Genomic DNA, 24,638 nt, shown 5'->3' on the forward strand with positions numbered 1-24,638 from the left:
CGAGCGTTGGTTCAGTTTAACAAACTACGACTCAGCGGATTTAAGTCCTTTGTTGATCAGACAGAACTTCTGATCTCTTCCGGCATGACTGGTATTGTTGGTCCGAACGGCTGCGGAAAGTCCAATCTCGTCGAAGCCCTGCGGTGGGTTATGGGCGAAACATCCGCCAAGCGAATGCGCGGCAGTGAAATGGATGATGTTATCTTCGCCGGATCTGCCACGCGCCCAGCAAGAAATATTGCTGAGGTTTCATTGTTACTCGACAATCGGGACAGAACCGCCCCTGCCGCCTTCAACGAATACGATGATATCGAAGTGGTTCGCCGGATATCACGAGGAAGTGGCTCCAATTACAAGGTAAATGGCAAGGACGTACGTGCTCGAGATGTTCAACTCTTGTTTGCCGATGCCGCGAGTGGATCTCAATCAACAGCCTTGGTCAGCCAAGGACGTATTGGTGAAATCATCAATGCCAAACCAACAAGTAGACGTGGCCTACTGGAAGAAGCCGCTGGCATTACCGGCTTACATTCCCGCCGCCATGAAGCAGAGCTACGACTTAGAGCAGCAGAAACAAATCTTGAACGCCTTGAAGATGTGATCACAACACTGGATACACAGCTTCAAGGATTAAAAAAGCAAGCCAGACAGGCGAATCGCTATCGAAATCTTGCTCAACTTATTCGACAACACGAAGCAATCCTACTCCATTATGAATCAGTCGATGCAAAAAAAGCTCAAGGCGATGCCCTTGATATATTGAAAGCAGCCCAAAAAGATGTTTCAGAAAAAACAACGATCACGGCACAAAAATCACGCATCCAAATCGACGTTGCCGCCAAGTTACCCATCTTACGAGAGACAGAAACATCACATTCTTCAAAGCACCAAAGACTGCTGATCAATCAGGAAGCCCTGCAAAGAGAAGAACAACAGGCCATTGAAGCCCTTAACAAATCCACAGAACTCTTATCACAACTAAAGAAGGACCGAGAACGGGCCACAAACATTAACGCTGATGCGCTGGAGGCTGAAGAGCGGCTGAAACAAGAAAGAGCAGCCATAAACGAAAAGAATAAATCCGTACATGCTGATCAACAGGATCTGGAAAGCGAATGCAAAAAACACGCACAGACTATTTCTGAAATTGATCGCTCGATTTCTGAGATCAACAGTCAAATAGCAGCAAATGAGGCCCAATCAGTGGCGCTGAAAAGACGACAAAACGAACTAAAAGAACTGATTTATCGTCAATCCACTCAGTTACGCCAACAGGAAGCTCAACACAAACACCTTGTTTCTCAGCAAGAAAGTCGCGCTAGCCTTATTGATGCAGAACGCGATTTGAAAGCAGCCGAACAAAAACTTGACCAGACAAAAGAAACCTCGGCCAAACTAGAAAAAGATGTTCTGTGCAAACGTCAGGCAGAGGAACAAGCCCGCGACGCCAATCAAGATGCTCAAAGTGAACTCAATCAAATTTCGGCCGAGATTCGCGCCCTGAATGAACTGTTACGAGGCGCATCATCATCTGCTGCCCACCCCATCCTTGACGAGCTTTCCGTTATAACCGGCTACGAAAAAGCTTTGGGTGCTGCCCTTGGTGAAGATCTGAATGCAGGATCAGAAGAAGAAGCCGTTGCCCATTGGCACGATATCCCCATGCGCACAGACCTCCCTTCACTTCCTGAAGGAATACAACCTCTTCTCAATTTTGTGCAATCACCGGATCGACTTCACGCCAGGCTCTCGCAAATAGGTCTCGTTGAGACACGCAGTATTGACGAAGAACTTTATAACCAATTAGCCCCAGGTCAAAGACTGGTGTCGAAAGAGGGAACTCTATGGCGGTGGGACGGATTGACCGTCAGAGACGACGCTCCCTCAACAGCGACCGTAAGACTGGAATATAAAAACCGTCTAAAGGGACTAGAGAGAGAAAAAGCGAGAATTGAATCCCACACTATAAAGGCAAAAGAACATTTTATTGCTGTAAAGCAGGCGCTTGATGAAAGCCTTGAAGACGAAAAACTTGCTCGACAAGCCCTTAACAAGGCGCATAACGACGTTTCAGCAACCAATAATCGCCACACAACACTGGCGCAAAAACACGCAAAACTCGCATCGCAATTGTCCGCCGTCGAAGAAAATTTACAGCGTTTGATACGCGAAAATCTCGAAACCAATGAACAGCAAAAAGCAATCACTGCTGAGATTGAATCCCTACCAAATCAAAAGCAAGAAAAAGAACAGCTTGTCTATTTACAAAAGAAGCTTTCTGGGGAACGAGGCCTTCTGGGGGCTCAGCGTGGCAAGCTTGAACAAGTTAAAAGAGATGTAACAACTAGACGCGAGCGGCTTGTCAGTATTGAAAATGAATTGAATTCCTGGTCGCGCCGGACAAAAGAAGCCAAGCAGTATCTGGCAGAGATTGATGTCAGAATAAAACACACTGAAGCTGAAATCGAGATCTGGAAAACCAAGCCTCAGGAAATCAAGAAACAAAAAGAAGCCCTGGCAACTGTAATTGCTAAATCAGGCGTAGAGAAAAGCAAAGCATCCGAAACACTACGCTCTGCAGAACTGGAACAGGCCGAAGCAGATAGGCAACTACGAGAATCCGAGCAACTACTCGCTCAGGCAAGAGAAGCAATGATCCGTGCAGAATCTACTGTGGAACAAAATAAACAGGCTATGGCGATTTTAATCGACCGTGTCCGGGAACGTTTGGGGTGTTCCCTAGAAAAGGCACTTTCCATTGCAGACATTCAAATTGGCGAAGACCTGCCGCCACGGAATGAAGTCACCCGCAAACATGATCGTCTGACAAACGAACGTAACAATATGGGGCCTGTAAATCTACGCGCAGAACAGGAAGCAGAAGAACTTGATTTGCAAATCAAAGGTATGCTCAACGATAAAGAAGACTTGCTGCTGGCAATCGGCAAACTAAGACAGGGCATTGCCAACCTAAACAAAGAAGGGCGCGAAAGGCTCCTGAAAGCCTTTGATCGTGTAAACGCACACTTTTCTGACCTCTTTGTCAGGCTCTTTGGCGGCGGTCGCGCCCATCTTACACTCACCGAAGCAGAAGACCCGCTACATGCTGGCCTGGAAATTATGGCAAGCCCCCCGGGAAAACGCCTACAGGTCATGTCACTTCTATCAGGAGGAGAGCAAGCCTTAACAGCTTTATCTCTTCTCTTTGCTGTTTTCCTGACAAACCCCGCGCCAATTTGCGTCCTGGATGAAGTTGACGCTCCGCTTGACGATGCCAATGTCGATCGCTTTTGCAAATTGGTTGAAGAACTTGTTCATAGCACATCAACCCGCTTCTTGATTATTTCGCACCATCGTATGACCATGGCGCGTGTCCGTCGCCTTTTTGGTGTCACCATGAGCGAACGTGGTGTTAGTCAGCTTGTTTCGGTCAATCTGGAAGCCGCCGATGACCTGATGGAAAAGAAACAGCAAAGCTGATTCTTACCATTTAAGTTGGTTATTTTATTGTTCGGTTCTTTCGCGCGTGCACAATAAAGCCATTCTCTTTCAAAATCTTATGACAAGCAGACTGGTAACAAAAACCTTGATCCATTTAGCTCTGAGAGGATATGAAGAAGGACACGCAGGAAATAGGTCAAAATCATGGCTGATTCTTTCTTGACATAACTATGATGCTCCACGTATGTTGCGCCCGCGTTTAACAGGTGCTACTTCAGCTCAAATGGTAGCCATCAGGGAGGCTTAATAAAATGCCGGAACCTGAAGATCGTTCGTCTTTGACGGACCTGGATAAAAGACTGCGCGCGGCTCGCGAGCGTCAAAATCAGGGAACCAAACCTGAATCCAGTAACCGAGCTGATGCAGCAAGCGGTATGGCGGTAGGTTTCCGCATATCGGTAGAAATAGTTGCAGCCCTGATAATGGGGTTCGGGATAGGATACTATCTCGATCAGTTATTAGGGACAAAACCTTGGTTGATGATCATTTTCTTCTTCCTTGGTATCGGGGCAGCCTTTGCCAATGTGGTCAGGGTTGCTAAACAGTTAGAAAACAAAAAGCGTTTTCGTGAAAATCACGAAGATCGCGCAGAGTAAAATTAGAGGGGAAGGCTCGTGGCATCAGGTTCAATCGACCCAATGCACCAGTTTGAGGTAACAACTCTTTTACCAATCCAACTAGGTAATTACGATATCTCCTTTACAAACTCAGCACTGTTTATGTCGCTGAGCGTTCTACTCGTAACAATTTTCCTTGTGGGATCAACTCGTGGACGTGCACTCGTCCCCGGTCGTTGGCAAAGCATGGCAGAGATGAGCTATGAGATGGTTGCCAACCTTCTCCGGGATAACGTCGGCTCAGCTGGACGTCAGTACTTCCCGTTTGTCTTCACTCTGTTCATGTTCATCCTCTTTGGAAACGTAATCGGTCTCGTACCGGGTACCTTTACTTTCACCAGCCACATTGTCGTTACTTTTGCGATGGCAATTATTATTTTTCTGGCTGTGACTGTAATCGGATTTGTTCGCCACGGAGCAGGCTTCCTTCGCCTATTCTTCCCACATGGTGCGCCATTGTGGACGGCTGTGATCCTGATCCCGATCGAACTGGTTTCTTACCTTTCACGACCCATCAGCCTTTCTGTTCGTCTGTTTGCGAACATGGTTGTTGGCCACGTTCTTTTGAAGGTCATCGCTGGCTTTGTCATCATGCTCGGTGTGTTTGGGTTTATCCCACTCGGCGTGCTTGTTGGTATTACAGCGCTGGAATTCCTGGTGGCGGCTTTACAAGCGTATGTCTTCACCATTCTGACTTGTATCTACCTGCATGATGCGATCCATCTGCACTAAGATCTTTTTGGAAATCGTAACTTTTTTATCTATCTAACGCACAAGCGTTATAAGGAGCTCGAGAATTATGGAAGCAGAAGCTGCAAAACTGATTGGTGCTGGTCTTGCTACTCTAGGTATGATTGGTGCAGGTGTTGGTGTTGGTAACGTATGGGCTAGCTACTTCCAGTCCATCGCTCGCAACCCAGCGTCTAAAGACGAAATTGGTGCGAACATCTGGATTGGCTTTGCTGTTACAGAAGCGATCGCACTGTTCTCTCTACTAGTTGCTCTGATCCTTCTGTTCGTAGCTTAATTGGAACAGATTGTTAGGCCGATATTCTCGGATACCTTTTCAGGTGTTTGATCTTATGTCGGCCTATCAGACTTTTATCTGATCCGATTTTGATAACAGAACAAGGCGTGTAGCACGATGCCACAATTTGAACAAATCGATACGTTCGTTGGCCAGATTTTCTGGCTTATCGTTACCTTCGGTGTGCTCTACTTCCTGATGGCCAAGGTTGCTTTGCCTCGTCTGGCCTCGATTTTGGAAGAGCGCGAAAATAGAGTTTCTGGTGATCTGGAAAAAGCAGAACGCTTGAAGCAAGAAGCTGAAGAAGTCCTTACGGACTATCAAAAAGCAATTGCTGATGCACGTGCTTCTGCTGTTGCCGCTCTGAAAGAATCTGCGGATGAAATCGCAGCCACTAGCGCCAAGCGCCAGGCTGCGTTTGATGCCCAGCTTTCGGAAAAGGTTCAGATTGCCGAAGACAAAATTAATGCAGCTCGTAGCGAAGCTATGGGTCACATTAAGAATGTTGCCAAAGACGTTGCCGCTGCCGCGACAAGTAAATTGCTTGATACTGATGTAACTGATGCGAAACTCAGCAAAGCTGTTGACGAAGCACTAGGGGAGCAGAACTAATCATGGAATTACTTCAAAATCCTACATTCTGGGTTGGCGTCGCTTTTGCAATCTTTATACTTCTTGTCATTACAAAAGGCGGGAAGGGCATTGTTGCCGGATTGGACGCACGCGGTGAAGCCATTCGCAAGACACTTGAAGAAGCTCAAAATCTTCGGGAAGAAGCGCAGAAAACACTGGCTGAATACAAGCGCAAACAACGTGATGCTCTAAAAGAAGCTGAAGAAATCATTGAACATGCAAAGCAAGAAGCAAAGCGCGTTCAAGAAGAAGCAGCTATTGATTTGGAAGAATCACTGAAGCGTCGTGAACAGCAAGCCATGGACAAAATTACTCAGGCAGAAACAGCCGCACTGAACGAAGTTCGTGATCAGGCCGTTGATGTTGCAATCAAAGCAACCAGAAACATTCTGGCTGGCAGTATGACCAAGGCAAAAGCCAAATCATTGATGGATAATTCCATCAGTTCACTTGGTGAAAAATTTCATTGATCACCTTTGATCAAACTAATAAAAAAACCGGCTCAGTTGAGCCGGTTTTTTTATATCAATATTGGCTGTTTACTCGCTCAATGGTATTCACTCTGAGCACTTCGTCCTCAATCTGACGCAGAAAGAATATGCCCAAATATCCAAGTGTCTAATATTTTTGCCCTTGAGCAGCAAAGATACTGAATATTACCCTTTAAGAGAAACGATCTCTTTAACGCTAGATCTTTCCGCGACCAATACATGAGATTCAGGAACCTTGTTCCACCCCTCTTGATCATCAGTTAACGGCTCAGAAACCACCACCAGATCACCATCTTTGTATCGCCAGTACAATGATGGCGCAAAACGATCATTGGAATGCCTAAGGCAATAGAGATTGTCTCCGTCCGTTATCGCCATCGTACAGCGAAATGGCTCGGTGATGTTTCTTTCAGCCTGTAATGATTCAACAGTCGCAACCATTTTTCGGATTGCATTAACTGGATCAGACTCCAATCCAAAATTAAAGAGCATATAGAACAACGCTTCACTGTCGGTTGTCCCCATGCGTTTTGCATAATGTTCATCAGTGATAAAAGCCTCCAGTGGCCGTCTAAACTGCTCATAGCCACCAACCTGGCCATTATGCATCCCCATCCAGTTCTTGTAGGAAAAAGGATGACAGTTCGCCCGCGACGTTGCCGTACCTGTAGATGCCCTTACATGCGCAAAGAAATGTGATGATCTGATTTGTGATGCAAGATGTTGCAAATTACAGTCATTCCATGCTGGCATGGTCTCCCGGTATAAGCCCGGCTCTTCCTTTTGTCCGTACCATCCAACACCAAAACCATCCCCGTTTGTCGCAACCTTTGCTTCTGTTGCGTGTTGAGATTGCTCAACAAGTGAATGTTGTGGTTTGAAAAGTAACTCTTCCAAGAAAATTTCTTGCCCGGAATAGGCGAGCCAGCGGCACATAAAATCGCTCCAAATTGTAGGGTTAGTGAAAACAAACCTTTTGATATCCATATCAAGTAAACAAGATACATCAAAAGATGAACGGTATGTTACTCTCATTAATTAGATCAGCAATAGACATCCTGCATTTTATAAAATAAAAAAAGGAGTTCGTGTTTTCACACGAACTCCAGTCCCAGCAATGGGCGGGAACAGGGTGCGGCCCTATCCCAAGTATGTTAAGCCGTCCCTTGCCTAACATACACGCCCTATGAGGACGGAGAGATCAGATAAATGAGACACCCAGCAATGGTCCCATCTGGTCTCTCCGCTTCAGCGGCCTATTCAGCCGCGTCTCGGTAGCTCTCGATTGAAGGGCAAGAGCAAATCAAGTTACGATCACCATAGACGTTATCGACACGTCCTACTGGTGCCCAATATTTACCATCACGAAGACTTTCTACCGGATAAGCTGCTTCTTCGCGGGTATAAGGATGATCCCAGCTTTCAGATAGCATTGATGCTGCTGTATGCGGTGCATTACACAGCATGTTGTCTTCAAGAGGCAATTCACCAGAAGCAACCCGACCGATTTCTTTACGAATTGAAATCATCGCATCCGCAAGACGATCAATCTCGTACTTGGATTCTGATTCAGTAGGCTCAATCATCAAAGTACCTGGTACCGGGAAAGACATCGTCGGTGCGTGGAAACCATAATCGATCAAACGCTTGGCGATATCATCAACTGTAATGCCGATGTCATCCTTAAGCGGGCGCACATCAATGATACATTCGTGCGCAACCATGCCATTCTTTGATGTGTAAAGAACCGGATAATGATCAGACAGACGCTTTGCCAGATAGTTAGCATTCAAGATCGCCATCTGTGTCGCTTTTTTAAGACCAGAGGCCCCCATCAGCTTCAGATAAGTCCAGGTAATCGGAAGGATACTCGCAGATCCCCAAGGCGCAGATGTCACAGCACCCTGCCCTGTCTCTGGACCAGCCTCTGCAACGAGAGAGTGATTCGGCAAGAAAGGCGCCAAGTGCTTACCAACACCAATCGGCCCCACACCTGGTCCCCCACCACCGTGTGGGATACAGAATGTTTTATGCAAATTAAGGTGCGAAACATCGCCACCAAATTTACCAGGTTTAGCCAGGCCAACCATCGCATTCATGTTCGCGCCATCGACATAAACCTGTCCGCCAAAGTCATGAACGATGCCACATGTTTTACGAACTTCTTCCTCAAACACACCGTGTGTCGAAGGATACGTGATCATAATTGCAGCCAGATTTTCCTGATGCTTTTCGGCTTTGGCATAGAGATCGTCGTTATCGACGTAACCTTCGTCATCACAGTTAACGACAACAACCTTCATGCCAGCCAAAGCAGCAGAAGCAGGGTTCGTTCCGTGGGCAGAAGCCGGGATTAAACAAATATCGCGCTGCGTATCACCACGGCTCTCATGGTACTTACGAATAGCCAGAAGACCGGCATATTCGCCCTGTGACCCAGAGTTAGGCTGAAGAGAAACCGCATCATAACCGGTTACTTCAACAAGCATATCTTCCAGATCTTTAATTAACTCAATATAACCTTCGGCTTGATCCAGAGGAACAAAGGGGTGAATCTCACCAAATTCAGGCCACGTAACAGGGATCATTTCCGTCGCAGCGTTCAGCTTCATGGTGCAAGACCCCAATGGGATCATCGCACGGTCAAGACCGATATCTTTATCACAAAGCTTACGTAGATAGCGCATCATTTCTGTTTCAGAATGATAGCTGTTGAACGTCGGATGCGTCAGGAAATCCGTGCGGCGGGCCAGAGCTTCTGGAAGGTTACTCGGCGCAGACTTATCCAAAGCATCAACACTTTGACCATCGACACCAAAGACGGCCCAAAGGGTAGTAATATCATCACGCGTCGTTGTTTCATCAATCGAAACACCAAGGGTATCAGCATCAACCACACGAATATTCATTTTGTGTTCGCGTGCTTTGGCTGCAATCGCCTCTGCTTTCCCTTTCACGTTGAGGGTCAACGTATCAAAGAAGGCATCGTGAACAACACTGACACCACCAGCTTTCAGACCAGCTGCAAGAATGGACGCAAGGCGGGATACTCTGCGAGCAATCGTCTTCAAACCTTCAGGACCGTGATAGGTTGCATAGAAGCCAGCCATGTTTGCCAATAATGCCTGCGCAGTACAGATGTTACTGGTCGCTTTTTCCCGGCGGATATGCTGTTCACGTGTCTGAAGTGCCATACGAAGAGCGGGCTCACCATGCGTATCAACAGACATACCGACAAGACGCGCAGGAATAGAACGCTTGTATTTGTCATGTGTCGCAAAGTAACCAGCGTGTGGTCCACCAAAACCCATTGGAACGCCGAAGCGTTGCGCAGAACCGATAGCAAAATCAGCACCGAGTTCACCCGGGCTTTTGATAAGTGTTAATGCAAGAATATCAGCTGCGATACCAGCAAGACCTTTGTTCGCCTGAACAGCGGCAATCAGATCGCTGTAATCTTCGATACGACCAGAAGTACCTGGATACTGGAAGAGCGCACCGTAAACAGCTGCAGGATCCAGATCTTTACGAGGATCTCCAATAACAACTTCATAACCCAGAGCTTCAGCACGTGTCTTAATAACGGCGATGCTCTGCGGTAAAAAATCCTGATCAACAAAGAAAGCTTCTGCTTTACTCTTCGCAACCCGACGGCAAAAAGTCATTGCTTCAGCAGCCGCAGTCCCTTCGTCAAGCATAGAGGAATTCGCCAATTCCATGCCAGAGAGATCACTGATCATTGTCTGATAGTTCAGAATAGCTTCAAGGCGACCCTGAGAAATTTCAGCCTGATAAGGTGTATAAGATGTATACCAACCCGGATTTTCCAGGACGTTTCTCAGAATAACTTTAGGAACGTGTGTACCGTAATACCCCATGCCGATGAACGATTTGAAAACTTTATTCTTCGTTGCAAGAGATTTAGCATGCGCAAGAACATCAACTTCGGTCTGGCTCTCGGCCATAGAAAGCGGTGTCGTCTCACGAATAGCTTCTGGCACAGTTTTGTCGGAAAGCTCTTGTAAAGAACCGAGTCCCAGAAGCGCAAGCATTTCAGTCTGCTCTGCATTAGTCGGCCCGATATGACGACGAACAAAATCTGTTTTTTGCTCTAGGTCTTCTAGAGACACATTAGTATCAGACATGGCGAATTCCTTATTAGAAAATCAATGCGCAGCTTCTCTTGAAAGAAGCTGGCATCAATCAAACGTACTTAACTGAGTTTACAAATACCCGAGACCTCAACTACCTCTAGATCACAAGTATGAGAGTATTAACCTTGACCTTCGATGAAGGTTTTATAACCGGCTTCATCCATCAACTCTTCAAGCTGGGAAGCATCTGTAATCTTCACTTTGTAGAACCAGCCGTCACCCATAGGTGCAGAGTTAACAAGACTTGGCTCATCAACAAGTGCTTCATTGCCTTCAATTACTTCACCATCACAGATAGCAAGAACTTCACTAGCTGCTTTCACTGATTCAACAACCGCAGCTTCATCGCCTTGTTCCAGGTCTTTGCCTTCGTCTGGAACTTCAACGAACACAACATCACCCAACTGTTCTTGAGCAAATTCTGTGATTCCAACTGTGCCGATATCACCGTCGACAAGAATCCATTCGTGGTCTTCACTGAATTTAAGTTCGCTCATAATCCTGATCCTCTAATAAATTGTTTTTATTTCAGAGCTTCGTTATTGGGACGTTGCTCTGCATTATCGTGGGATTTCCCACTGTAAATATTTCCCAAACGTTCCGTTTCTCGGAACTATCCTCGGAAATAACTCTTCTGCTCAAACGGCATCTTCACAACTTTACACGGCATTTCTTTGCCACGTACCAGCGCGTTCACTGCCGTATCGGGTGTCTTGTAATCAGAAGCGACATAGGCAATCGCAATTGGCCCGCCAACGGAAGGTCCAAAGCCGCCACTGGTGACTTTACCAACAACTTCACCTTCGGCATTGGCAATTTCAACACCCGGGCGCAACGGAGCACGTCCTTCGGGAAGAATACCAACCAAGCGTCTTGGGGCTCCGTCTGTGATTTGTTTCAGAATGATATCATCACCGGGGAAACCACCCTCAGCGCGGCGACGTTTTTGAATGGCCCACAACAAGCCAGCTTCGATTGGAGTTGTCGTCGTATCAATATCGTTCCCATAAAGGCAAAGACCAGCTTCCATGCGTAGCGAATCACGCGCACCCAAACCAGCGACTTCAACTTCGGATTCATCAAGAAGGCGACGAACAATGGCAACAGCCTTATCCGCAGGAATTGCAATCTCGTAGCCATCTTCACCCGTATAACCGGAACGACTAACCTGACAATTAACGCCATCAATTTCCAAGGTCATGAAGGTCATGAACTTCATATCGGCGCACCGGGCATCAAAACGAGCCAGTACATCAACAGATTTTGGTCCCTGTAGTGCAATCAAAGCGTTGTCATATTCAACTTCGACTTCAACCTGATCACCAATTTTGGATTTGATGTGCGCGATATCTGCATCTTTACAAGCAGCGTTAATCACTAGGCTCAACCCGCCAGGAACCTTTGTGATCATCAAATCATCAAGAATGCCACCGTCGTCGTTTGTGAAGAAACTGTAGCGGATAGAATTTTCCGCCAGATTTTCCAGGTCAGCAGGAAGAAGGCTTTCTAATGCCGAGATTGCATTTTCACCCATCAAGCGAACTATACCCATATGCGATACATCAAAAATCGCCGCAGATGCACGTGTATGTTTGTGCTCTGTCATAATACCTGCCGGATATTGAACAGGCATGGAATAACCCGCGAAAGGTACCATCTTGGCACCAAGTTCCACATGCAGATCATAAAGAGGTGTTTTTTTAAGGTCTTCCGACATAACCAAGCTCCAGAGCACAAAAGGAAAAACACAACGGCGACTTAACCATTGCATCCCCCTCTGTCTTCGAACCTGAGAGATTCACAAAAGATGTTTATCATCTTTTGCTTACTCCGTCGGTGTCTCGCGGTACGCGAAACTTTCCAGAGTTGCCTGCCTCTTGCGGTCCATGTGCCTGAGAGTTTCCGGGGCGGTTGCTCCTTCGGCGCTGCTCATAATGTTTCTGTTAAGAAACTTTACAACAATCTCTCCCGCGAGAGGTATTTCAGCAATAGTCAGATTGTATCATAACAACCTAACTTGGCTAGAGATTTACGCTCTTTTGAAAAAAAGTCAACCGTAGACGACATAAATTCTAATGAACACGACAAATCACAAACAAATACAACCACTTATTTCCGATAGGAAATTTTCATCAGAACAGAGTCCCAGATAAATGCCATCAGAACCACAGATATTTGATTAAAGATGATGTATTAAAGACCCTAATCTTGCGCAGGAAACCGCCCTATCAAATACAAGTCAATGATCTTGGTCTTAGAGATCTTATATTTTCGTGCGGTTATAATAAAGCTCACTACGCGTAAGCTCAAACCCGATGAAAATAATATAGTCTTCACCTGTTTTACCATTACGCAGTGGTATCGTTGGGAAGATATTATCTACCAATGCAATGGATGTTCGATTACCTTCAAACGGTGCAACCAGATCAAAAGATTCTCTGCTCAAAATTTTACGATCATGCGTGGCAACCGCGACAAAGTAATTGAATTTAGCACCACCATCATTGGCGGGGCCTTGTGTAAGTTCAAACCGCACAACAACCTGATTGTTCAGGTTGTTTGTTTCTTCATCCAGAACACAAACATTCGCAAAATTATTGATCGATGCTTCAAATGCCACATCAGTTAAGTCTCGCCCTTGTCCCTGAAAGCGAGTCATTTCCTCTGCTTCTTTAAGAACAATAATTTCAGGACAAGCTGGGGGCGCTTCTTCCGGTTCAATCAAACCACAGCCGGAAAGGACTAATGATGCAAACACAAGTGCACCTGACCGGGGAGAAATACGCGATAAGACTTTAGAGAACAGGCGGCCCATAAAATGTTTTATCCCTTAATTTGACAAGGATTAAAATAACTTAACTAGCCAAACTATGATATCATAGTTCCGCTATTGATGAATATCTTTCATATAGTTACTTCTAAATACAAAGATACCAAGATAGAAGCAAGCTGAACGATGTTTAAGATCATACTGATTAGCTCTTTTCTCATCATCCGCACTGTATTAGTTTCGCCATAATGATAGGTGAGCTATTCTCATCAACAGCTGTATGGACAAAAACGATGAACAAAAGCGATCTCACAATACTACTTGCCAGCCCAAGGGGTTTTTGTGCCGGGGTAGATCGTGCCATAGAGATTGTCGAGCGGGCCCTCGTAAAACACGGCGCACCTGTTTATGTTCGCCATGAAATTGTTCACAACAGATACGTTGTTGAATCTCTGGAACAAAAAGGTGCTGTATTCGTACAGGAATTAGATCAAGTCCCCGAAGGACTTCCCGTGATTTTCTCAGCTCATGGCGTACCCAAATCTGTACCTGCAGCAGCACAAGCGCGTGAACTGTTATACTTTGATGCAACATGCCCCTTGGTAAGCAAAGTCCATAGAGAAGCTGAACGCCACGAAAAAGATGGACGTCAGGTCATTCTCATTGGACATGCTGGACATCCAGAAGTTATCGGCACGATGGGACAACTAAGTGATGGTTCCATCGTACTTGTCGAAACTGAGGAAGACGCCGAAAATCTTATTGTTGAAGATCCAGACAATCTCGCATTTGTAACCCAGACAACGCTCTCAGTGGATGATACAGCCTCTATCGTCAAAGTATTAATACGCAGATTTCCCAATATGCTGGAACCTAAAAAAGAAGACATCTGTTACGCAACAACCAACAGACAAGAAGCCGTTAAGGCAATCGCGACAAGATGCGATGCCTTATTGGTAATCGGTGCGCCCAATTCTTCAAATTCAAAACGTCTTGTCGAAGTCGCCTACAAACAAGGTTGTGAAAAAGCTGCATTGGTACAACGGGCAACAGACATTAAATGGGATGCCCTTAATGGTGTAAAAACTCTTGGAATTACAGCAGGTGCCTCTGCCCCGGAAATTCTTGTTGAAGAAGTTATTAACGCCTTCAAAGAACATTACAACGTATCAATCGAAGAAATTAATATCCGCAACGAGAACGTTGTTTTCAAAGTTCCTAAAACGCTGCTTGATACACCTACAGCAAAAGATATTCGCTAAAGTATCGATAAGATCTCTTTACTAGAACACTATTTTCATTGAGACAATAATGGCCGTTTACACAGAAGTTCCTGATGATGAAGTAGAAAGCTTCCTCACTGAATATAATATTGGTGATGTGCTTTCCCTCAAAGGTATTGCGGAAGGCGTGGAGAACTCAAACTACATTCTCCACACAACCACAGGACATTACATCCTCACTCTCTATGAGAAACGTGTGGAGAAGGCCGACCTTCCTTTCTTCCTCGGTTATATGCAGCATTTAGCAGCCAAAGGCATTTCCTGTCCCGTCCCGATTGCGGGTAAAGATGGCAATAACTTAAGAGAGCTCTGTGGGCGTCCGGCAGCAATCACCGCTTTTTTGGATGGGATGTGGCCGAGACGAATTCAACCGTTTCATTGCCGTGCCTTGGGAAAAACTATGGCTGAAATGCATCTTGCAGGACAGGATTTCTCTCTTACCAGACCCAACGCGCTATCGGTCAAAGGCTGGAAAGAAGTGTTGGATGCCTGCGAAGACAAAGGTGAGCAGGTCAAGGCTGGCTTAACAGATACACTCAATAAAGAATATGAGTATCTGGAAAAACATTGGCCAGGAAACCTCCCTCAAGGCGTTATCCATGCTGATATGTTCCAGGATAATGTTTTCTTCATTCACGAAAAGCTCTCTGGAGTTATTGATTTCTACTTTGCGTGTAACGATCTTTTGGCATATGAGCTCGCCATTTGTCTGAATGCCTGGTGTTTTGAATTGGATAATTCTTTCAATATTACAAAGGCTCAACTCATGCTTCGGGCCTATCAAGAGGTTCGTCCGCTTACACAGAACGAACTTCAAGCCCTGCCTCTTCTTGCCCGGGGAGCATCTCTGCGCTTTTTACTGACAAGACTTTATGATTGGATAAATCACCCCGAGGGTGCTTTTGTGAAGCCAAAAGATCCAATCGAATATTTGAATAAATTAAAATTTCACCAATCCGTTAAAAGCATTGCTGATTATGGAATAGCTTTATGAATCAAAGAACGCCTGTAGAAATTTTTACTGATGGTGCCTGTTCAGGTAATCCTGGTCCTGGAGGGTGGGGCGCATTACTACGATACAAGGATACTGAAAAAGAACTTTGCGGTGGTGAAGCAGAAACCACCAACAATCGCATGGAACTCCAAGGGGCAATATCCGCGCTGAACGCCCTTAAGAAACCATCTTATATCATCTTGACGACTGATAGTGTGTACGTGAAGGATGGTATTACAAAATGGATTTTTAACTGGCAAAAAAACGGTTGGAAAACTGCGAATAAAAAACCGGTTAAAAATGCTGAACTTTGGCAGGATCTAGTTGCAGCCTTGAAACCCCACGACGTGGAATGGCGATGGGTTAAAGGGCATGCAGGACACCCCGAAAATGAACGCGCTGATGAACTCGCACGCCAAGGCATGGCCGAATATAAATAAGGCCATGGCCGTCTCGGCAACCTTAGAAAACCTGGTTTAATTCTCCAAAATCTTCAAGAGAGCTTGCGGATTCTTATTTGCTTGAGCTTGAACAGCAAGTTCAGCTTCGTTTAACACCTTTGAAGTGACCAAGCTCGTTACCTGCGCAGCGATATCTGCATCAGCCAAGGCTGAATTAGCAGCAGATACATTTTCAATTTGGCTCGCAATATTTTCGCCCGCAACTTCAAAGCGAGAAACCGTTGCTCCAATTTCAGCTCTGGCATTGCTCACTTGATTGATAGCACCATCAATCGCACTAATTGCTGTCGTCGCATTTGCTGCGCTATCAACGGTTAGGCCTGATATTCCAAGAGAAGCGCCGGTAACATCGACACCATCAAGAGAGATTGTATCGCCGACATCAGTGCCGACAAGGAATTCAGAACTGTCAGTGTTATCAAGAAGCCCACGACCATTAAAGGTTGTCTGATTTGCAATTTCAGAAACTTCATCTCTAATCTGAACAAACTCAGCATTAATCGCCTGTAGACTAGCAGGGTCCTGCGTAGCCCCTAAAGCTTGTGCAGCAAGCTCTTTCATACGCATCAGGCCATCAGATATTCTTGCCAAGCCACCATCAGCAATTTGGCCGATACTGGCCCCTTGCGCAGCAGTGGCTGCATTTTGGTTAAGAACAACAGTGTCTGATTGTAAAACCGTGGAAATTGCTAAAGAAGCTGCCGCATCGGAAGCTCTAGGGATATTAGATCCACTTGCAAGTTTGTTGATACTATTTTGCTGCAAACGTGAATTTTGCAGTGACGTCGCGCTAAACGACGCGCCATTAACGGTAGGCATTTGACCGTCTCCAATACTTAGAGAATGTTACGCGCATACCTGCGCAGTGCACCGATACTAATTTATTTATTCTGAGCTGTATTATGAAAAAAATCAATATTTTACACATCAAAATAACATTGAATTTAAATAAAATTTTAACTAATTTTTACACGCCATCTAAAACAAACTATTTATCAGCGACTTGAACGATTCTTATAAACGCAACGGATCAAAAGTCTTAGATATAAAGTACCATATCAATAGAGTCGATTAATCATTTAAAAGCATTACGAATTCAAAGAAATAGCAAAAAGGAACATTAAATTCCATTTTGCGGTACTATGTAAAAAGCTCATCTGTCAGAGGTTCATATGTACTTTGAAAAAGCTCAGTCAAAACTCTCCCTCTTAAAAAAAATGCTCTTCATGATCTTTATGATGACGGCAGGCAATATAAATGTCAGCCGAGCAGAGGGTTTCGCTGTAGATATGGAACTTATACTAGCTGTCGATTGTTCCTATAGCGTCAGCGATGCAGAATACCAACTACAAATGAACGGCCTGGCACGTGCAATACGTTCATCTGCAGTGAATATCGCTATACAGGCTGGACACTATAAAAAAATATCAATTGCACTTATTCAATGGTCAGGAACAAACAACCAAATCGTCTCTGTTCCTTGGACAGCAATAGGGTCCTCCAACTCCATAGCCACTCTTTCAGAACGAATTCGCAAACTCCCCAGACACGTTGCTCTCGGACCCACGTCAATCTCAGCAGTTATTGCCAAATCTCTCCATATGTTTAGCAACACACCCTATCGATCTTACAGAAAGGTGCTGGATATATCTGGGGACGGACGGAATAATGATGGCGTGCCCGCCCACTTCCTGCGGGACGTTGCCATAAAAAAGGGTATCACGGTCAATGGTCTCGCAATAATCAACGAAACTCCAACCTTACATCACTACTTTCGAAATGCCGTGATCGGCGGACAGGGAAGCTTTGTTATAAAAGCAAATTCCTATGAAGCATACGAATATGCCATCCAGAAAAAACTTGTACGGGAAATCGCTCCCCTGCCTATCGTGCAAAACACTCTTTAGAGATCGTTTAGCATAACTTCTGCTGCAGATGCTTCATAAGCACCAGCTTCTTCGACATGAAGCGAGGCAACTACACCGTCTTTGATCAGCATAGAGAATCTGGCTGCCCGTTGCCCCAATCCGACACCAGAAGCATCTATAGTTAACCCTAGAGCCTTTGCAAGCTCACATAATCCATCCGCCAACATCACAATATCCCCTTCAGGATCAAGCAAATCCCCCCAAGCTTTCATAACAAAAGGATCATTGACAGACATACAGGCGATAACATCGACACCCTTATCCTGTAATTTTTGCGCATTTTCTTTATAGCTTGGAAAGTGCTGTTCTTGACAGGTCGGCGTAAAAGCACCAGGAACGGCAAAAAAAGCAACTGTTTTACCTGCACAAAATTCGGCAAAGTCTAGTTTGTCGATACCTTCTGCATTCTTATTCCAAACGGAAACCGAGGGAACTTTATCTCCAACTGAAATCGTCATTTTATATCCAATCAATATTTTAAGTTTATTTTCCAGACGCCTGTTCAAAGACACTTAAAACTTCATCAATGGTCAAAAGCTCAGACAACACTATCCCTTCGGGTGCACCGGGGCCATAGATAATATTAAAAGGAATTCCGTACCGATTATAACTTTCTAGATAGGCAGTGATCGTTTCATTTGGCAGTGTCCAATCGGCTTGCATTGGCAAAACATCTTCCTTTTGCAACAAGGATTCTATTTCATCCTGTTCAAGAACAAGCTTCTTGTTTACCTGACAGGTAATACACCAGTCAGCAGTCACATCCACAAAAACAATCTTACCGTTATTAACCTCTGTAGCTATCTGTTCCTGAGCAAAGGGTAACCAATAAGCTGAAACAGATGCCTTTTCAGAAGAGACAGAGAATTTGTAGGGAACAGCCAAGGATAGGATCGCTAACAAAGAGATAGCAACAGCCCGCTTTCCGATTGTAAGCGATTTAACCGCTAGAATAGCCATACCAAGAGCTAACAGAACTGTAACAAGAGTTGTCGCTACCCACCCCACCTGAACAAAAAGAACGGACAAAAGCCACGCAACGGTTCCCAACAAAAGCAATCCAAGAACGCTTTTCAACCAAATCATCCAGGTTCCTGGTTTAGGTAAAAAAGAAGCAAGCCTTGGTTTTGCCGCAACAATCAAATAAGGCAACGACATACCGATGCCCAAAAAAGTAAAAATCGCAAAAATTTCCCATGTCCCTCTTGCTAGCGCAAAACCAACCGCAGTCCCTAGGAATGGTGCAGAACAAGGGGTCGCCAAAAGCGTGGCAAACATCCCCTTGAGAAAATCACCGCTAATTCCCTTCTTATCACTTGCATTTACGGCACGGTTTATTACTCCACCCGGGACCAAGAACTCAAACCATCCAAAAAGATTTGCCGCAAATAGCGAGACAATCCCGCTCATCGCGATAAGAAACAGCGGTTGTTGGAACTGTATCCCCCACCCCACAGAAAAGCCTGCCACTTTCAACAACGATGCAGCAGCGGCTAAAATCCAGAAAGAGGTTAAAATACCAAAACTTGTGGCGACAAAGCTACTACGAATGCCTTGATAATCACTCTTTTCATGTTTGATCACCGACATCAACTTCAACGATAATACTGGTAAAACACACGGCATTAAGTTCAGAATAAAGCCACCAACAAGGGCTAATCCCAAAATTGGTAAAAATGCTAAAATCCCCGAACTTGTGCCAATAGGAACGTCTTTATATTTGGAAACAGTTTTAAGCTCTGTGCCCTTTGCCCCATCCACAAGGGAGAGTGTTATTTGCTTACCTTCCAGAACACCTTTGGCTTCCTTGGCAATCGAAACCGGAATGATAAATTCTGCTTTGGCACCACCATCATCGATAATAACTTCTGGAGCAGAAAACGAAAACCCCGGGGGCCCTTCGACAATAACGTCCGGTTTTTGAAAACCTTGATCCTTGGCAGATCCATAAACTTTAAGAACGAGGTTTTCACCATTACCCACTAGAAAGCTATCTGTAATATCAAAACCGACCTCCGCGCCTAGTCCCGGCACTCGATTTACATAGGTATCAACAATCCCTGCTTCCAAAGAAGGGAATGCTTCTCCGGCTGGAATACGTATCGTCACGTCGGCATCAAACGGAATACAAATTTCCTTACAAAGCAAATAACTTGCGGTTCCCCGCAAAGTAACGTCCTTCTGCGGATCTTCCGCCTGAATTTCAAACGGAAAAACAACTTCTTTACTATAACCAAATGTTTGCAGACCAAAGAGCATAAAACGATGAGGAACCGGCCAATAAAATTGCCAGGATTTCAGATTATTACTTTCAGCCAAATCAAGAGAAACAGGAAATCCAGCATCGCCCGGTGACCGCCAATAGGTTTTCCAACCCTCTTTTAACTCGAACTGGAGGCCGAGCATTACTTTGCCAGTCTCGCCCAGTGTTTCTTGTCCGGTCACCATACGAACACGGGAAAATTCTTCTTCAATCCAAGGTGACGAGGACCCTTGGGCCGTATAAGGCAAAGTAAATAATCCAAAGAAAACAAAAATTATTCCCTGCAGCACTCTGCATAGATTACCGTTTATCTTTTTCCATAAAAAACGCATGTGTTCCTAATTTCTTGTCCGGACCAACATCTCTCAATCAATGTTGTATTTCTGTTTTTAGATTTGCTCTTTTATAAATATTAAGATGTAAATCTATATAGTATATAATAATTATGACGATGTGGCGGAATGCCTCGGCTTATAATCACAATAAGACCTTGAGGTAACATAACCATCACCCTCTCAATATCTGCTCAGGAGGAATAAAATATCAATGACAAGCTTTCAGAGTAACGGTTATTTGACCGGCAAGTTACTAATCGCCATGCCACAGATGACAGATTCACGCTTTGTAAAGTCAGTCATATACATCTGCGTCCATAACGAAGATGGCGCCATGGGCCTTGTCGTCAATCAACTCATTGAAAATTTTTCTTTCATCGATCTTCTCGAACAACTGGAAATACCACCGACAACGTCCTCTTCGCAGATCAAAGTGCATTTTGGCGGCCCTGTCGAATCTGGCCGCGGATTTGTTTTGCATAGTAACGATTATCAGCAGGACGGCACCATGGTCGTGGCCGAGACAATTTCAATGACGGCAACGATTGATATTCTCAACGACATCGCCAATAATAACGGGCCAGAAAAGAGCCTACTTGCACTTGGATATGCAGGATGGGGTCCCGGACAACTTAACGACGAATTACATCAGAATGGCTGGCTGGTTGCCGAACAGGATCATGAAATTCTATTCGGATCAAATCTGATGGATAAATGGAATCTCGCCATGTCTAAAATCGGTATAGACCCTGCTCTATTGTCCAGAGAAGCTGGCCACGCATAAAGGTTCGAAAAAAGATCAAACCTTCACTTGGGTAACAGGTGGTACATTAATCCAGCCCCGACGTGACAGCCGCGGGTCATTCTGTAAAAGAGCATAGGTTATATGATCTTGCCACATCGCATTGATCTTCAGATAGCCACGGGCTTTGCCTTCTTCCTGAAAACCAACCTTTTTCAAAACTGACTGGCTTGGGCCGTTATGTTCCAGACAAGCCGCTTCCAGACGGTGGAGTTCCAAATCATCAAAAGCATAGTCAATTATGGCTGACAGAATTTCGGTCATATACCCCTTGCCTGCATGGGCTTCGCCCATCCAGTACCCGATGGTCCCCATATAAGCAGCTCCCCGGCGGATATTTCCAAGAGTAATACCCCCGAGCATCGTATTATCTTCGCGTGAGAAAGCATAGAAAGTATAGCCAACATCACTGCGCCAATCCAATTTATACGCCCTAAGCTTATCCCGAAAAGAAGATTTGGTTAGATTGTCGCTTGCCCAGGTTGGCTCCCAAGGAGCCAGAAAATCACGACTATTACGGCGCAGGTTGGCCCATTCTTTCCAGTCACCAGACTGGGGGGCACGCAGGTAAATTCGCTCGTTCATCAAGCGTAATTTCCGCATATCCCAATGGCTCATCCCACTCAAAAACATTAAGCAACAAACCTCTTTTGCAGTTGCTCTTTACTTTCCAAATTACCAAGCGGCCCCATTGCAGCAAGCGTCATAGGACTTTTCAGAACCTGCTGCGCGAAGCCTTGAACCATATCCACGTCAACAGCATCAATCTTGGCAACAGTTTCTTCTACCGGAATAGCCCGATCAAAAATCAAAAGCTGTTGAGCTAGCTGTTCACAACGAACACCCGTACTTTCCCGTCCCATCAGGATCGACGCTTTTAGCTGCGTTCTCGCTCTGACAATTTCTTCCTCGGTCACAGTTGAAGAAAGCTCCATCAACATATCCGACACAACTGGGACAAGTTCGCTGACTTCCTGTTCGCCAGTTCCTGCATAGATACCAAAAAGACCATTATCCATGAAACTGGAAGCAAAAGAATAGATCGTATAAACAAGTCCCCGTTTTTCACGGATTTCCTGGAACAAGCGCGAAGACATCCCGCCACCAAACAAAGTAGAAAGAACGTTAGCAGCATAATAGTTCTCGCCAGCAAACTCTGCACCTTTGAAGCCAAGCAGCAGATGGACCTGTTCAAGGTCTCTGTTTTCCCTGAATTCTCCTCCGGTATATTCAGATTGCGGCAAGGGATTAAGGTTTGCTTTCCCAAGATTGCTGAATTGCTCTTCCGCAAGCGTTACAAAAGCCTGATGATCAACATTGCCGGAAGCACAAACCACCATGGTATCATTACCGTAATGACCCGATAGGTAATTGCGAAGATCGCCAGCGCTCAAACGATTTACAATTTCGCCACGTCCAAGAACCGGGCGCCCAAGAGGTTGAGCAGCAAAGGCTGTTTCCTGGAAGTGATCAAAGACGATATCATCAGGTGTATCATTTGCCTGACCAATCTCTTGCAAGACCACATGGCGCTCTTTTTTGAGCTCGTCTTCGTCAAAAAGAGGCTTCTGTAAAATATCAGCAACAGTATCCAATGCGAGCGGGACATCATTTTTGAGTACCTTCGCATAAAAGGCCGTATTTTCCCGAGAAGTATAGGCATTCAGCTGACCACCAACCGCTTCAATCTCTTCAGCGATATCAAAGGAACTACGTTTCTCCGTACCCTTGAACACCATATGCTCAAGCAAGTGAGCAACACCGTTGACGTCGGCACTTTCATTTCTAGCGCCAACACCAATCCATGCCCCCAGAGAAACGGATTCTACTGCGTTCTGTCGATCTGTCGCAACACGTAGGCCATTTGACAGCCTAGAGATTTCAATCGTCATTATTAGCTGTTTCTCCGGCGAGACAGAACCATGTCTTTTAATTTACTCAAATCATTTTCCATAACTTTATATTGCTCTTCTCGATCAAAAAGATCGGCCATGTGTTCCGGCAACTCAGGTGTAATACCCGAAGCCTTGTGGACCGCATCCGGGAATTTAGCCGGGTGTGCCGTTGCCATACAGACCATTGCGGGCACATCATCACGTACTTTGGCAACAGCAGCAGAAACCGCGATCACAGAATGAGGATCAAACAGCTCCCCCGTCTGCTCATGGTACTTTTTAATTTCCGCTAATGTTTCATCATCATTCAGGCGATAGGCATCAAACAATCTGAGGGCACGTTGATGGCGCGCAGGTTCCAGGTCAAAATTCCCCTTCTCACGGAACGATGTCAGAGCAGCTTCAACAGCTTGACCATCCTGATCAAGCAAATCAAACAACAGGCGCTCAAAATTACTGGAGACTTGGATATCCATAGACGGAGACAAGCTTGGCTCGACCGGATTCATTGTCATTGAACCTGTTTCAAAGAAACGTGTAAGAATATCATTTCGGTTCGAACCAACGATTAACTGGGAAATCGGAAGCCCCATTCTACCCGCTGCATAGGCCGCAAAAACATTACCAAAGTTACCTGTCGGCACAGAAAAACCAACCGGACGATCCGGCGCACCGAGCGCAACCCCTGCAGCAAAATAATAGGCAATCTGGGACATAATTCGTGCCCAGTTAATGGAATTTACCGCAGACAAGTTCACTGTATCACGGAAATCTTGATCATTGAACATTGCCTTCACATGATCCTGGCAATCATCAAATGTTCCCTCGAGAGCAACATTGATAACATTATGCGATGTTACCGTTGTCATCTGACGTCGTTGAACTTCGGAAACGCGCCCATGCGGATGCAGAATGAAGATATCGATCTGATCTCGATCCCGGCATGCTTCAATCGCCGCAGATCCGGTATCACCCGATGTTGCCCCAACAATCGTAATTCGCTCACCACGTTGTTTAAGGACATAGTCAAAAAGACGTCCGAGCATCTGCAACGCAAAGTCTTTGAACGCAAGCGTTGGCCCATGGAAAAGTTCCATGACCCAGATACGGCCATCTATTTGTTTCAACGGAGCCACTGCTGAATGTCTGAAATCAGCATAACTGTCTTCGACAATTGCCTTTAGGTCTTGATCAGGGATCACACCGGCAACAAATGGCTTCACGACGCGAAAGACAATTTCCGTATAGGGTTTGCCAGCCATATCCCGGATTTCTTCTGCAGAAAACTGAGGCCAGCTTTCAGGAAGGTAAAGTCCCCCGTCACGGGCTAACCCGGCAAGGAGTACGTCGTCGAAGTTAAGGGCTTTTGCTTGCCCACGTGTGCTGATGTATTTCATGATTTCCCAGACCGTCACTTTTGCAACGTAATAAACTCACGGGGCCAAAGCCAAAAACCTTACTTCGCCGTTACCATAGCAGCAAGT

Annotated in this window: 22 protein-coding genes and 2 riboswitches; of the genes, 11 read left to right on the forward strand and 11 right to left on the reverse strand. The window is 45.4% G+C overall.

Going from position 1 to position 24,638, the window contains the following annotated elements:
- Positions 1-6 precede the first annotated feature (6 nt).
- From smc to WH96_RS01910, 6 genes are all read left to right on the forward strand, one after another.
- Entirely contained in the window at positions 7-3,480 is a 3,474-nt protein-coding gene (gene smc / locus WH96_RS01885; protein WP_047762417.1) for a chromosome segregation protein SMC, read from the forward strand.
- A gap of 272 nt (positions 3,481-3,752) precedes the next feature.
- Entirely contained in the window at positions 3,753-4,097 is a 345-nt protein-coding gene (locus tag WH96_RS01890; protein ID WP_047762418.1) for an AtpZ/AtpI family protein, read from the forward strand.
- A gap of 42 nt (positions 4,098-4,139) precedes the next feature.
- The gene (locus tag WH96_RS01895) at positions 4,140-4,850 is read left to right on the forward strand and encodes a F0F1 ATP synthase subunit A (protein WP_047762789.1); all 711 of its coding nucleotides are present in this window, start codon (positions 4,140-4,142) and stop codon (positions 4,848-4,850) included.
- A 67-nt stretch (positions 4,851-4,917) separates the two neighbouring features.
- Positions 4,918-5,145 carry a F0F1 ATP synthase subunit C gene (locus WH96_RS01900; protein ID WP_046503712.1) on the forward strand — a complete coding sequence of 76 codons (228 nt, stop codon included), beginning with the start codon at positions 4,918-4,920 and terminating at the stop codon, positions 5,143-5,145.
- 117 nt (positions 5,146-5,262) lie between these two features.
- Positions 5,263-5,757, forward strand: a complete 495-nt coding sequence (locus tag WH96_RS01905) for a F0F1 ATP synthase subunit B family protein (RefSeq protein ID WP_047762419.1) — start codon at positions 5,263-5,265, stop codon at positions 5,755-5,757.
- A 2-nt stretch (positions 5,758-5,759) separates the two neighbouring features.
- The gene (locus WH96_RS01910) at positions 5,760-6,248 is read left to right on the forward strand and encodes a F0F1 ATP synthase subunit B family protein (protein ID WP_047762420.1); all 489 of its coding nucleotides are present in this window, start codon (positions 5,760-5,762) and stop codon (positions 6,246-6,248) included.
- A 186-nt stretch (positions 6,249-6,434) separates the two neighbouring features.
- Here the strand turns inward: WH96_RS01910 and WH96_RS01915 are convergent, their stop codons facing one another.
- From WH96_RS01915 to WH96_RS01935, 5 genes are all read right to left on the reverse strand, one after another.
- A complete protein-coding gene (locus WH96_RS01915; protein ID WP_047762421.1) occupies positions 6,435-7,205 on the reverse strand; it encodes a class II glutamine amidotransferase in 771 nt (256 codons plus the stop codon).
- A gap of 320 nt (positions 7,206-7,525) precedes the next feature.
- Entirely contained in the window at positions 7,526-10,414 is a 2,889-nt protein-coding gene (gcvP, locus tag WH96_RS01920) for an aminomethyl-transferring glycine dehydrogenase (protein ID WP_047762422.1), read from the reverse strand.
- Positions 10,415-10,542: 128 nt separating this feature from the next.
- Positions 10,543-10,920: a glycine cleavage system protein GcvH gene (gene gcvH, locus WH96_RS01925; RefSeq protein WP_047762423.1), complete on the reverse strand. Its 378-nt coding sequence runs from the start codon at positions 10,918-10,920 to the stop codon at positions 10,543-10,545.
- A 116-nt stretch (positions 10,921-11,036) separates the two neighbouring features.
- Positions 11,037-12,140, reverse strand: a complete 1,104-nt coding sequence (gene gcvT / locus WH96_RS01930) for a glycine cleavage system aminomethyltransferase GcvT (RefSeq protein ID WP_082130272.1) — start codon at positions 12,138-12,140, stop codon at positions 11,037-11,039.
- 51 nt (positions 12,141-12,191) lie between these two features.
- Positions 12,192-12,292: riboswitch (glycine riboswitch) on the reverse strand.
- Between the two features lies 1 nt (position 12,293).
- Positions 12,294-12,404, reverse strand: a riboswitch (glycine riboswitch).
- Positions 12,405-12,686: 282 nt separating this feature from the next.
- The gene (locus WH96_RS01935) at positions 12,687-13,238 is read right to left on the reverse strand and encodes a hypothetical protein (RefSeq protein WP_047762425.1); all 552 of its coding nucleotides are present in this window, start codon (positions 13,236-13,238) and stop codon (positions 12,687-12,689) included.
- A gap of 248 nt (positions 13,239-13,486) precedes the next feature.
- On the opposite strand from WH96_RS01935, the gene ispH reads away from it, so the two are divergent.
- The 3 genes from ispH to rnhA are packed head-to-tail and all read left to right on the forward strand — an operon-like array spanning position 13,487 to position 15,910.
- On the forward strand, positions 13,487-14,455 hold the full coding sequence (ispH, locus tag WH96_RS01940; RefSeq protein WP_047762426.1) for a 4-hydroxy-3-methylbut-2-enyl diphosphate reductase: 969 nt from the start codon (positions 13,487-13,489) through the stop codon (positions 14,453-14,455).
- Between the two features lie 49 nt (positions 14,456-14,504).
- The gene (locus tag WH96_RS01945) at positions 14,505-15,470 is read left to right on the forward strand and encodes a homoserine kinase (protein WP_047762427.1); all 966 of its coding nucleotides are present in this window, start codon (positions 14,505-14,507) and stop codon (positions 15,468-15,470) included.
- The gene (gene rnhA, locus WH96_RS01950; RefSeq protein WP_047762428.1) at positions 15,467-15,910 is read left to right on the forward strand and encodes a ribonuclease HI; all 444 of its coding nucleotides are present in this window, start codon (positions 15,467-15,469) and stop codon (positions 15,908-15,910) included. The genes WH96_RS01945 and rnhA overlap by 4 nt, the downstream gene beginning before the upstream one ends.
- A gap of 36 nt (positions 15,911-15,946) precedes the next feature.
- Here the strand turns inward: rnhA and WH96_RS01955 are convergent, their stop codons facing one another.
- Positions 15,947-16,750, reverse strand: coding sequence for a flagellin N-terminal helical domain-containing protein (locus tag WH96_RS01955; RefSeq protein WP_047762429.1), 804 nt, complete (start codon positions 16,748-16,750; stop codon positions 15,947-15,949).
- 353 nt (positions 16,751-17,103) lie between these two features.
- Here WH96_RS01955 and WH96_RS01960 point away from each other — a divergent pair, with 353 nt between their 5' ends.
- Positions 17,104-17,838: a DUF1194 domain-containing protein gene (locus tag WH96_RS01960; protein ID WP_053005562.1), complete on the forward strand. Its 735-nt coding sequence runs from the start codon at positions 17,104-17,106 to the stop codon at positions 17,836-17,838.
- On the opposite strand, the gene WH96_RS01965 is transcribed toward WH96_RS01960, so the two are convergent.
- Together WH96_RS01965 and WH96_RS01970 are read right to left on the reverse strand one after the other, a co-directional pair.
- Positions 17,835-18,317, reverse strand: coding sequence for a peroxiredoxin (locus WH96_RS01965; protein ID WP_047762791.1), 483 nt, complete (start codon positions 18,315-18,317; stop codon positions 17,835-17,837). The two genes, WH96_RS01960 and WH96_RS01965, sit on opposite strands and share 4 nt — an antisense overlap.
- 25 nt (positions 18,318-18,342) lie before the next feature.
- Positions 18,343-20,370 (reverse strand): protein-disulfide reductase DsbD family protein, encoded by a 2,028-nt coding sequence (locus WH96_RS01970; RefSeq protein ID WP_162200099.1) that lies wholly within the window; start codon positions 20,368-20,370, stop codon positions 18,343-18,345.
- A gap of 298 nt (positions 20,371-20,668) precedes the next feature.
- Between WH96_RS01970 and WH96_RS01975 the strand changes: the two genes are divergently transcribed.
- Positions 20,669-21,241, forward strand: a complete 573-nt coding sequence (locus tag WH96_RS01975) for a YqgE/AlgH family protein (protein WP_047762431.1) — start codon at positions 20,669-20,671, stop codon at positions 21,239-21,241.
- Positions 21,242-21,256: 15 nt separating this feature from the next.
- On the opposite strand, the gene WH96_RS01980 is transcribed toward WH96_RS01975, so the two are convergent.
- Genes WH96_RS01980 through thrC form a run of 3 tightly spaced genes read right to left on the reverse strand, consistent with a single transcriptional unit; the run spans position 21,257 to position 24,551 of the window.
- A complete protein-coding gene (locus WH96_RS01980; RefSeq protein WP_245629396.1) occupies positions 21,257-21,862 on the reverse strand; it encodes a GNAT family N-acetyltransferase in 606 nt (201 codons plus the stop codon).
- A gap of 29 nt (positions 21,863-21,891) precedes the next feature.
- Positions 21,892-23,151: a M16 family metallopeptidase gene (locus tag WH96_RS01985; RefSeq protein ID WP_047762432.1), complete on the reverse strand. Its 1,260-nt coding sequence runs from the start codon at positions 23,149-23,151 to the stop codon at positions 21,892-21,894.
- Between the two features lie 2 nt (positions 23,152-23,153).
- Positions 23,154-24,551, reverse strand: coding sequence for a threonine synthase (gene thrC / locus WH96_RS01990; protein WP_047762433.1), 1,398 nt, complete (start codon positions 24,549-24,551; stop codon positions 23,154-23,156).
- Positions 24,552-24,638: the final 87 nt, after the last annotated feature.

Origin of the sequence: Kiloniella spongiae (genome assembly GCF_001026905.1) — a bacterium.
Taxonomy (GTDB): Bacteria; Pseudomonadota; Alphaproteobacteria; order Kiloniellales; family Kiloniellaceae; genus Kiloniella; species Kiloniella spongiae.

What these genes read in the sequence shown, in the direction of transcription:
- WH96_RS01890 (WP_047762418.1), top strand. Translation starts at nt 3,753, where the DNA reads ATGCCGGAACCTGAAGATCGTTCGTCTTTGACGGACCTGGATAAAAGA.
- WH96_RS01895 (WP_047762789.1), top strand. Translation starts at nt 4,140, where the DNA reads ATGCACCAGTTTGAGGTAACAACTCTTTTACCAATCCAACTAGGTAAT.
- WH96_RS01900 (WP_046503712.1), top strand. Translation starts at nt 4,918, where the DNA reads ATGGAAGCAGAAGCTGCAAAACTGATTGGTGCTGGTCTTGCTACTCTA.
- WH96_RS01905 (WP_047762419.1), top strand. Translation starts at nt 5,263, where the DNA reads ATGCCACAATTTGAACAAATCGATACGTTCGTTGGCCAGATTTTCTGG.
- WH96_RS01910 (WP_047762420.1), top strand. Translation starts at nt 5,760, where the DNA reads ATGGAATTACTTCAAAATCCTACATTCTGGGTTGGCGTCGCTTTTGCA.
- WH96_RS01915 (WP_047762421.1), bottom strand. Translation starts at nt 7,205, where the DNA reads ATGTGCCGCTGGCTCGCCTATTCCGGGCAAGAAATTTTCTTGGAAGAG.
- gcvP (WP_047762422.1), bottom strand. Translation starts at nt 10,414, where the DNA reads ATGTCTGATACTAATGTGTCTCTAGAAGACCTAGAGCAAAAAACAGAT.
- gcvH (WP_047762423.1), bottom strand. Translation starts at nt 10,920, where the DNA reads ATGAGCGAACTTAAATTCAGTGAAGACCACGAATGGATTCTTGTCGAC.
- gcvT (WP_082130272.1), bottom strand. Translation starts at nt 12,140, where the DNA reads ATGTCGGAAGACCTTAAAAAAACACCTCTTTATGATCTGCATGTGGAA.
- WH96_RS01935 (WP_047762425.1), bottom strand. Translation starts at nt 13,238, where the DNA reads ATGGGCCGCCTGTTCTCTAAAGTCTTATCGCGTATTTCTCCCCGGTCA.
- ispH (WP_047762426.1), top strand. Translation starts at nt 13,487, where the DNA reads ATGAACAAAAGCGATCTCACAATACTACTTGCCAGCCCAAGGGGTTTT.
- WH96_RS01945 (WP_047762427.1), top strand. Translation starts at nt 14,505, where the DNA reads ATGGCCGTTTACACAGAAGTTCCTGATGATGAAGTAGAAAGCTTCCTC.
- rnhA (WP_047762428.1), top strand. Translation starts at nt 15,467, where the DNA reads ATGAATCAAAGAACGCCTGTAGAAATTTTTACTGATGGTGCCTGTTCA.
- WH96_RS01955 (WP_047762429.1), bottom strand. Translation starts at nt 16,750, where the DNA reads ATGCCTACCGTTAATGGCGCGTCGTTTAGCGCGACGTCACTGCAAAAT.
- WH96_RS01960 (WP_053005562.1), top strand. Translation starts at nt 17,104, where the DNA reads ATGTACTTTGAAAAAGCTCAGTCAAAACTCTCCCTCTTAAAAAAAATG.
- WH96_RS01965 (WP_047762791.1), bottom strand. Translation starts at nt 18,317, where the DNA reads ATGACGATTTCAGTTGGAGATAAAGTTCCCTCGGTTTCCGTTTGGAAT.
- WH96_RS01975 (WP_047762431.1), top strand. Translation starts at nt 20,669, where the DNA reads ATGACAAGCTTTCAGAGTAACGGTTATTTGACCGGCAAGTTACTAATC.
- WH96_RS01980 (WP_245629396.1), bottom strand. Translation starts at nt 21,862, where the DNA reads ATGCGGAAATTACGCTTGATGAACGAGCGAATTTACCTGCGTGCCCCC.
- WH96_RS01985 (WP_047762432.1), bottom strand. Translation starts at nt 23,151, where the DNA reads ATGACGATTGAAATCTCTAGGCTGTCAAATGGCCTACGTGTTGCGACA.
- thrC (WP_047762433.1), bottom strand. Translation starts at nt 24,551, where the DNA reads ATGAAATACATCAGCACACGTGGGCAAGCAAAAGCCCTTAACTTCGAC.